The sequence below is a fragment of the Azospirillum sp. UFLA03-27 genome, assembly GCF_059803775.1.
Map to the genome: position 1 here is coordinate 1 of NZ_JAUQTX010000291.1, position 7,557 is coordinate 7,557.

A 7,557-nucleotide genomic window follows, 5' to 3' on the forward strand; every position below is an offset into this window, starting at 1 on the left:
GATGTGTATAAGAGACAGTCCCCCGCCGCGACGAGCTGCACCGCCCCCAGCGCCGGCAGCCGCATCTGCAGAACCAGCGCGCTTCCCGTCTGAAGGTCAACCCCGTCGGAAATGGCGCAGAGCAAACCGCGGCAGCCGCCCACCACAGTGCCGTCCATTACCGGGATGCTCAACACCCGCCACTCCCGCCCGTCCGCGGTGCGGCGGTGGCGCGGCGCCAGCGCCAGGTCGAGATCGTCCAGCAGGGCGCCACCGTCGAGCTGCTCCAGCAACCGGCAGCGTTTCGGCCCCAGCCACGCCCGCGCGCCGTTGGCGGTCGCCGCCAGGAAGAAGGCCAGCCCGAGGCCGAAGGTGGAATCGCAGCGCGGCAGCCCGCCGCGCAACTCCTGCGCCGCCCGCGGGTCCAGCGCCTCCACCACCGCCAGCAGATGGCCGACCTCGGCAACCGCGTCCGGCATGAGCACACCCATCAGTAAACGACGGCGTCCGCTTCGTCCGATTGCGGAAGGACGATCGCCCCATCGTCGGCCATGGCCTTGGCGACCTGCACGATCTCCGCCTGAGCCTCGTTCACGTCGCGCATGCGCACCGGCCCCATGTTCTCGATCTCGTCCTGGAGGATCATGCGGGCGCGCTCGGACAGGACGGACAGGAAGTGGTCGCGCTGCAGCGCCTCCGCCCCCTTGAGCGCGATGGCGAGCTGTCCGGTGTCGCAACGCCGTATCACCGCCTGGAGCGACACGCGGTCGAGCCGCAGCAGATCCTCGAAGGTGAACATGAGCTGGCGGATGCGGTGGGTCGAATCCGGCATCACGGCGTCCAGGTCGGTGAAGATGTCCGCCATGGTGTCGCGGTCGATGCGGTTGAAAATGTCGGCCATCCGCTCGTGCGTGTCGGCGCCGTGGGTGCGGGCGTAGTTCGCCATGAACTCGTTGTGCAGGATGGATTCGATGTCCAGCAGCACCTCGCGCTGCACGGATTCGATCTGGATCATCCGCTCGATCACCTCCAGCCGCAGCGCCGGGGCCAGCAGCGGCAGCACCTTGGCCGCGTGGTCGCTGCGCATGCGGGACAGGATGACCGCCGCCGTCTGCGGGTACTCGCCCGCCAGATAGGTGGCGAGCACGGCCTCGTTCACGTTGGACATCTTCTCCCACATGGTGCGGCCCGCCGGGCCGCGGATCTCGCCCATGATCTCCGACACGCGGTCGTCGGGCAGGAAGCGGGAGAGCATGCGCTCCGTGCTGTCGTAGGAGCCGACGACGGAGCCGGTGTTGGCGAAGCGCTCCGTGAAGCTGCGCAGCAGCGCCTCGACGAGGTTGGAGGTGACGTTGCCCAGGCTGGCCATGGCGCGGCTGACCATGCGGATCTCGTCGTCGTCGAGCTTCTCCATCAGGCGCGAGCCGCGTTCCTCGCCCAGCGCCAGGAAGATCACCGCGGTCCTCTCCGACCCGCTCAGGCTCTTGAAATTGTCTCGGATCTTGATCGGCATGCCCATGCTGGCACCTCAGAAGAAGCGGTCGGCGGTCAGGGTGGAGTGGTCGGAGTCGTCATCCCGCTCCAGGGGGCGGTCGCCCTGCAGGCGGTCGTGACGGAAGACGTTCGCCAGAACGCTGCCGGCGACCAGCACCATGCGGTGCGGCACCAGCGGGTTCGGATCGAGCGCGTTCAGGAGGGTGACGACGGCCGTCTCGTCGTCCACCGTGACGCCCCGCCGTCTGGCGAAGGCGGTCACGCTGTCGGCCATCCCCGACGCCCCGGCGGGGGGTGCGGCGGGCGGCGCCGACAGACCGGCGGAGGGAACGGCGGGCAGCAGCCGGGGCTCGGTCATCGCGTCAGATTCCCCCATAGGAGCGGATCAGGCTGTTGGCGATCAGGAACCAGCCGTCGGTCAACACGAAGAAAATGATCTTGAAGGGCAGCGCGATCATCACCGGCGGCAGCATCATCATGCCCATCGCCATCAGCACCGCCGCCACCACCATGTCGATCACCAGGAAGGGCAGGAAGATCAGGAACCCGATCTCGAAGGCACGGCGCAGCTCCGACAACAGGAAGGCCGGGATCAGCACGCGCAGGTCGGCGGTGGCCGCCGTCTTCGGCTGCTCCACCTCCGGCTTGCCGGTGAAGCCGGCGAAGGCCGACAGATCCTTGTCCCGCACCTGGGAGGCCATGAAGTTGCGGAAGGGCTCGACCATCCGCTCCAGCCCCTGCTCCTGGGTCACCTGCTCGTTCAGCATGGGGCGCAGCCCATCCTGCCACGCCGTGTCGAAGACCGGCCCCATGATGTGGAAGGTCAGGAACATGGCGAGGCTGATCAGCACCATGTTCGGCGGCGACTGCTGAAGGCCGAGCGCGGAACGCAGCAGCGACAGCACGACGATGATCCGGGTGAAGGAGGTCGCCATGACCAGCAGACCCGGCGCCACGCTGAGCACCGTCAGCAGGACGATGCCCTGGATGACGCGCCCGGACAGTGACCCGCTCTCCCCCGTGGCGCTGCCGAGCGCGCTGCCGATGGAGGACAGGTCCAGCCCGCTGCCCTGCGCCCAGGCCGCCGCGGGAAGCAGCACGGCGAGGACGAGGGCAAGGGCGGGCGGAAGCAGGCGTCGGATCATGGCGGAGCCCCGTGGATGCGGCACAAGGGGTGTCAATCGATCGCCAGATCGGTGCGCACGATCTCGGTCAGCGTGACGCCCAGCCGCTGGTCCTCGACGATCACCACCTCGCCGCGGGCGACCAGACGGTGGTTCACCAGGACCTCCACCGGCTCGTCCACCTTCCGCTCCAGCTCCACCACGGCGCCGCGGCCGAGCTTCAGGAGCTGAGCCACCAGCATGCTGGTGCGGCCGAGCACCACCTGCACGTCCACCGGGACGTTGTAGATGGCGTTCATCGATCCACCGGCAGTGGCCGCGGCGGGGATGCCGACGGCGTCCTTCTCGGCGGGCTTGGCGTCGTCTTCCAGGACGTCGAGGTTCAGTGGGGCCATGATGCGGTGCTTTCCGTGTCGGTGAAGAGGTCATGTTCGGTGGACAGGGCGGCCAGCGCGCGGTCGCACAGGCCGTCGACGGCGCGCTCCACCGCGGCGGGGTCATAGCGCAGGCCCCCGGCTTCCCAGGCGGCGTCGAGCCCGCCGGGCGGCAGGGACGGGTCGGCGACGACCTCCAGCGCGCCCTTGAAGCCAAGGGAGTCCGGATCGGCCAGCCGGGCGCGGACGGGCTCCGCCAGATCGGGATGGACACGCAGCCGCAGCCGCGGCGACCCGCCGGCCAGCCGCAAGGCGTCGGTGGCGAGCCGTTCGGTCTCCGCCGCGCCGATCCGCTCCAGCAACGCCGGGGCGAGGCGGCGGACGAGCGCCAGCATCACCGCCGCCCCCTGCGCCTCCACCCCGCGCAGGGCGTCGGCGAAGCGGCCGTCCAGAGCGGCCAGTTGCTCATCGAGGTGGGAGAGCGCCTGGGCCAGCGCGGCGTCGGTGCGGGCCGCGGCCTCCGTCGCCCCCTCGCGCCGGCCCTGCTCCACCCCCTCGGCGAAGGCGCGGACTTCGGCGCCGTAGACGGCGGCCTGGAGATGGCGTTCGGAATGGACGATCTCGTCGAGCGGATCGACGGGGTCCGGCTCGGGAGGGGCGCCGAACTCCGCCGCCGCCTGCGCCGCGGCCTGGGCCGTGCTGTCGAAGCGCAGGTCGAAGCGGTAGCGCGGGTAGCCCATCAGACCGCCTCCTCGTAGAGCCAGGAGCGGAGGATGTCGATCGCCTCATCCGGGTACTGGTCGACGATGTCGCCCAGCCGGCGGATGGAGGAGGCGCGCACCCGGCCCTCCACCGTGCGCAGCTCGATGAGCTGGTCCATCGTCTCCTCGATGCCCGGCAGGGCCGCGGTTGCCGGCTCGCCCGCGTCGGTGAGCTGGGCCGCCTGCATGGCGGGATCGCCGCCCATGGCCGGACCGGTGAGCTGCGGCATCGCCGCTCCCGCGGCCAGCGCCGGGGCGGCGGCTTCCGCCGCCACCGGCTCCGGCGCCGGGAAGACGCGGCGGATCAGCGGGCGCAGCCCCAGCACGATCAGCAGCCCGCAGAGCACCAGCAGGATCACCCACTGGATCAGCGTCATCACGTTGCGGCTGAGCGTATCGACGATCTCGGCCATCGGCTCGCGGGCGCCCAGCTCGGGGGCGAGGTTGACGAACTCCAGGTTGTCGACGGTGACCCGGTCGCCGCGCGCCTCGCTGAAGCCCATGGCAGAGCGCACCAGCTCGGTGATGCGCTGCAACTCCTCGGGCGAGCGCGCCTCGTAGCTGCGCGTGCCATCCTGCGCCGTCGCCCAGGTGCCGTTGACCAGCACGGCGACGCTGACCCGGCGGATGTCGCCCGGCTCGATCACGGTTTCGCGGGCGACGTTGGAAATCTCGTAATTGACCGTCTCCTCCTGGCGCTTGGAGTCGGAGGAGGAGCGGTTGTTCTGGGACTGGGCGCGGACCTCGCGCTGCGGCAGGTTCTGCTCGGCGGTGACCGGCGGCTCGCCCGTGCTGTCCAGGCTGCGGTCCTGCTCCTGCACCGTCTGGGTGGAGCGGACGACCTGGCTGTTCGGATCGAAGCTCTGGCTGCGCACGACCTCGCGCTTGGTTTCGACGTCGACAGCAACCTGGACGCGAACATTCCCCTGCCCCAGCCGCGCTACCAGCATCTGCTCGATGGCGCGGGAGATGCGCGTCTCGTGCCCGGCGCGCAGCCCGTCGACCTTCGCCGAGGACCGGGCGTCGCCGTCCTCCTCGGTCAGCAGCACCTCGCCGGAGGCGTCGAGCACGGTGACGGCGCTCGGCTTCAGGTTGGGCACGGCAGCGGAGACGAGGTGGCGGATCGACAGCGCCTGCCGCCGCTCCAGCGGCGACCGGCCGCGCATGCGCACCACGATGGAGGCGGTCGGGGTGGGGGCGGCGCGCGAGAACTCCTCGCGGTCGGGGAGCACGATGTGGACGCGCGCCGCCTCGATGCCGGACAGCGTCTCGATGGTGCGGGCCAGCTCGCCTTCCATGGCGCGCAGCCGGTTCATCCGCTGCATGAAGCTGGTGATGCCCAGCGGCTTGTCGGTGTCGAACAGCTCGTAGCCGATGCCGCCCCGCGACGGCAGGCCCTTCTCGGCCAGCAGCATGCGCAGCCGCGGCACCTCGGCCTCCGGCACCTGGACGGCGGTGCCGTCGAAGGCGGCGGATACCGGCACGCCCATAGCCTCCACCGCCTTGACGATGCGCCCGGCCTCCGCCGGTTCCAGCCCGGTGTAGAGCGGCGTCATGTGCGGCCGCGACAGCAGAACCGCCATGGTGGCGACCGCCAGGACGATGCCGACACCCGTGCCGGCCAGCACCAGAAGGCGCGTGCGCCCAAGCGTCCGCAGATTGTCGATCAGTCCCGTCACGACACCCGCACCTTTAAAGTTTCCGAAAAGCGGGGACCGTAATGTTCACCCCGTGAGCCTTCACAACCTACCGGGATGACTTTTAAGCGGAGTAAAAGCCGCGAAGATCGACCGGAAGGAAGTCGCTAAAACTTGATCGTTTAAAACAGTCTCTCAAATTTTCGGTATTTTGGAGGCGCCGGCCGCGATGAATACAGATGCTGGAAAGGCAAGGACGGGAACGCCGGGCCGGCAGCGGATGTACGTCATCGTGCTGCCGCTGGCCCGGCTGGCGCTGGGTGCGGCGGCCCTGTGCGGCGTCGCCGCGGCCGGGTTCGGCGGCTACTGGATGGCCGTCGGGCCGGACGGGGTGGCGCGGCTGTTCGAGGGCACGCCCATCGTGGAACCGGCCCAGGCGACGCTCGACATGCCGGAATTGCTGGTAAACCTGCGCCCCGACACGCCGTCGCGCTTCATGAAGATCGGGGTGACGCTGGCGCTGGCGCCCAAGGACCGCGGCCGGGTGGAGCAGGCGATGCCCCATCTCGTCAACGCCCAGCAGGAGTTCCTGCGCAACATCGACCAGCACGACCTGCGCGGCTCCGCCGGTCTGCTGCGGCTGCGCGAGGAGTTGCGCCGCCGCTTCAACCTGATCCTTGGCCCGGACACGGTGTCCGACGTCCTGCTGCGCAGCCTTCTCACCCAATAGCCGACCCAGAGGAACGGATGAGCACTCCCATCGACACGGACGACGGCAGCGGCGAAAACGGCGCCACCGGGGACGATCTCGACTGGGGCCTGGACGCCGCCTCCGGTGAGTCCGAGGCCGCCGCCCTGATGGCCGACACCAAGGAGCTGAGCCAGGAGGAGATCGACCGCCTGCTGAACTTTGCCGTCGGACCGCAGACGGAATCCGCCGGCCAGACCCGCGCCATCGAGCGGCTGATCAGCACGACAACGGTCAACAAGGACCGGCTGCCGATGCTGGACGTGGTCTTCGACCGCATGGTCCGGCTGCTCAACACGTCGCTGCGCCAGTTCTCCTCGACCAGCGTGGAGGCCAGCCTGCTGCGCATCGACTGGCTGCGCTACAACGAGTTCCTCGACACCATCGAGCTTCCGGCCCTGGTCGGCGTCGCGCGGGCGGAGCAGTGGGACAACCACATCGTCGTGTCGGTCGACAGCGCGCTGATCTACTGCATGATGGACGTGCTGCTGGGCGGACGGCGCAGCCGCGCCCGGCGCATCGACGGGCGCACCTACACCTCCATCGAGCGCAAGATCACCGAGCGGCTGATCCGGGTCATCCTCCAGGATCTCAGCCAGTCCTTCGACCCGATCACGCCCATCGACTTCACCTTCGACCGGCTGGAGACGAACCCGCAATTCGCCACCATCACCCGCGCCACCAACGCGGTGATCCGCGTGCGCATCGCCGTGGAGGTGGAGCGCCGCGTCGGCCATGCCGAGGTGGTCATCCCCTACGCCACGCTGGAGCCGGTGCGCGGCAAGCTGGTGCAGACCTTCATGGGCGAGAAGTTCGGCCACGACACGGTGTGGGAAAGCCACCTGAAGGCCGAACTGATGCGGGCCAAGCTGGACCTCGTCGCGGTGCTGCAGCAGACGCAGGTCTCGCTGGGCGAGGTGCTGAACTGGGAAAAGGGCACCTCGCTGAAGCTGCGCATCGACCCCGACGCGCCGGTGGTGCTGCAAAGCAAGACCACCCCCCTCTTCGCCGGCCACATGGGCCAGCGCAACGGCAACATCTCCGTCAAGATCGACACCGACCTGGAGACCAAGCAGGAGCTGATCGATGGTCTCATTCCTCATTGACGCCGTTCTGGCGGTCATGCTCGTCACCGCCACGGTGTTCCTGGTGATCGTCAACAAGCGGCTGAAGGTGATGCGCTCCAGCCAGGCCGAGATCGGCGCGCTGATCGGCACCTTCTCCAAGACCATCGACGAGACGGAGGCCTCGGTGCAGCGGCTGGTCGCCGCCGCGACGGAGGCCTCGGCCAAGCTGTCCGATGGGCTCGACCGCGCCAAGGGCGTGACCGAGGAGGCGGCGCTGGTGCTCGGCTCCTGCGAGCGGGCGTCCAAGCGCATCGAGGCGTCCGTGCAGGAGGCTGTCTCTTATACACATCTGACGCTGCCGACGATTATACGC

Annotated in this window: 10 protein-coding genes; 3 read left to right on the top strand and 7 right to left on the bottom strand. The window is 69.3% G+C overall.

Translation table 11 applies throughout. From position 1 onward, the window contains the following. From Q4I23_RS28325 to fliF, 7 genes are all read right to left on the bottom strand, one after another. Positions 1–458: hypothetical protein (locus tag Q4I23_RS28325; protein ID WP_498528420.1), on the bottom strand; the 458-nt coding region annotated here is incomplete at its 3' end. A gap of 11 nt (positions 459–469) precedes the next feature. Further along, the gene (locus tag Q4I23_RS28330; protein ID WP_014200129.1) at positions 470–1,498 is read right to left on the bottom strand and encodes a flagellar motor switch protein FliG; all 1,029 of its coding nucleotides are present in this window, start codon (positions 1,496–1,498) and stop codon (positions 470–472) included. A gap of 9 nt (positions 1,499–1,507) precedes the next feature. Beyond that, a complete protein-coding gene (locus tag Q4I23_RS28335; protein WP_051658806.1) occupies positions 1,508–1,831 on the bottom strand; it encodes a hypothetical protein in 324 nt (107 codons plus the stop codon). Positions 1,832–1,835: 4 nt separating this feature from the next. Next, a complete protein-coding gene (gene fliP, locus Q4I23_RS28340) occupies positions 1,836–2,618 on the bottom strand; it encodes a flagellar type III secretion system pore protein FliP (RefSeq protein WP_498528421.1) in 783 nt (260 codons plus the stop codon). Positions 2,619–2,650: 32 nt separating this feature from the next. Then, positions 2,651–2,992: a flagellar motor switch protein FliN gene (fliN, locus tag Q4I23_RS28345; RefSeq protein WP_454020707.1), complete on the bottom strand. Its 342-nt coding sequence runs from the start codon at positions 2,990–2,992 to the stop codon at positions 2,651–2,653. Next, on the bottom strand, positions 2,980–3,711 hold the full coding sequence (locus Q4I23_RS28350) for a FliH/SctL family protein (RefSeq protein WP_498528422.1): 732 nt from the start codon (positions 3,709–3,711) through the stop codon (positions 2,980–2,982). The genes fliN and Q4I23_RS28350 overlap by 13 nt, the downstream gene beginning before the upstream one ends. After that, on the bottom strand, positions 3,711–5,411 hold the full coding sequence (gene fliF, locus Q4I23_RS28355) for a flagellar basal-body MS-ring/collar protein FliF (RefSeq protein ID WP_454020709.1): 1,701 nt from the start codon (positions 5,409–5,411) through the stop codon (positions 3,711–3,713). Before fliF ends, Q4I23_RS28350 begins: the two co-directional genes overlap by 1 nt. Before the next feature lie 187 nt (positions 5,412–5,598). Here fliF and Q4I23_RS28360 point away from each other — a divergent pair, with 187 nt between their 5' ends. The 3 genes from Q4I23_RS28360 to Q4I23_RS28370 all read left to right on the top strand — a co-directional run. Beyond that, positions 5,599–6,099 (top strand): flagellar basal body-associated FliL family protein, encoded by a 501-nt coding sequence (locus tag Q4I23_RS28360; RefSeq protein ID WP_498528423.1) that lies wholly within the window; start codon positions 5,599–5,601, stop codon positions 6,097–6,099. Positions 6,100–6,116: 17 nt separating this feature from the next. Next, positions 6,117–7,223 carry a flagellar motor switch protein FliM gene (gene fliM / locus Q4I23_RS28365; RefSeq protein ID WP_454020710.1) on the top strand — a complete coding sequence of 369 codons (1,107 nt, stop codon included), beginning with the start codon at positions 6,117–6,119 and terminating at the stop codon, positions 7,221–7,223. Beyond that, positions 7,204–7,557: DUF6468 domain-containing protein (locus Q4I23_RS28370; protein ID WP_498528424.1), on the top strand; the 354-nt coding region annotated here is incomplete at its 3' end. The genes fliM and Q4I23_RS28370, both read left to right, overlap by 20 nt.

Bases quoted from the DNA above. Each gene is read 5' to 3' on its own strand.
- Q4I23_RS28330 (WP_014200129.1), bottom strand. From the start codon at position 1,498: ATGGGCATGCCGATCAAGATCCGAGACAATTTCAAGAGCCTGAGCGGG.
- Q4I23_RS28335 (WP_051658806.1), bottom strand. From the start codon at position 1,831: ATGACCGAGCCCCGGCTGCTGCCCGCCGTTCCCTCCGCCGGTCTGTCG.
- fliP (WP_498528421.1), bottom strand. From the start codon at position 2,618: ATGATCCGACGCCTGCTTCCGCCCGCCCTTGCCCTCGTCCTCGCCGTG.
- fliN (WP_454020707.1), bottom strand. From the start codon at position 2,992: ATGGCCCCACTGAACCTCGACGTCCTGGAAGACGACGCCAAGCCCGCC.
- Q4I23_RS28350 (WP_498528422.1), bottom strand. From the start codon at position 3,711: ATGGGCTACCCGCGCTACCGCTTCGACCTGCGCTTCGACAGCACGGCC.
- Q4I23_RS28360 (WP_498528423.1), top strand. From the start codon at position 5,599: ATGAATACAGATGCTGGAAAGGCAAGGACGGGAACGCCGGGCCGGCAG.
- fliM (WP_454020710.1), top strand. From the start codon at position 6,117: ATGAGCACTCCCATCGACACGGACGACGGCAGCGGCGAAAACGGCGCC.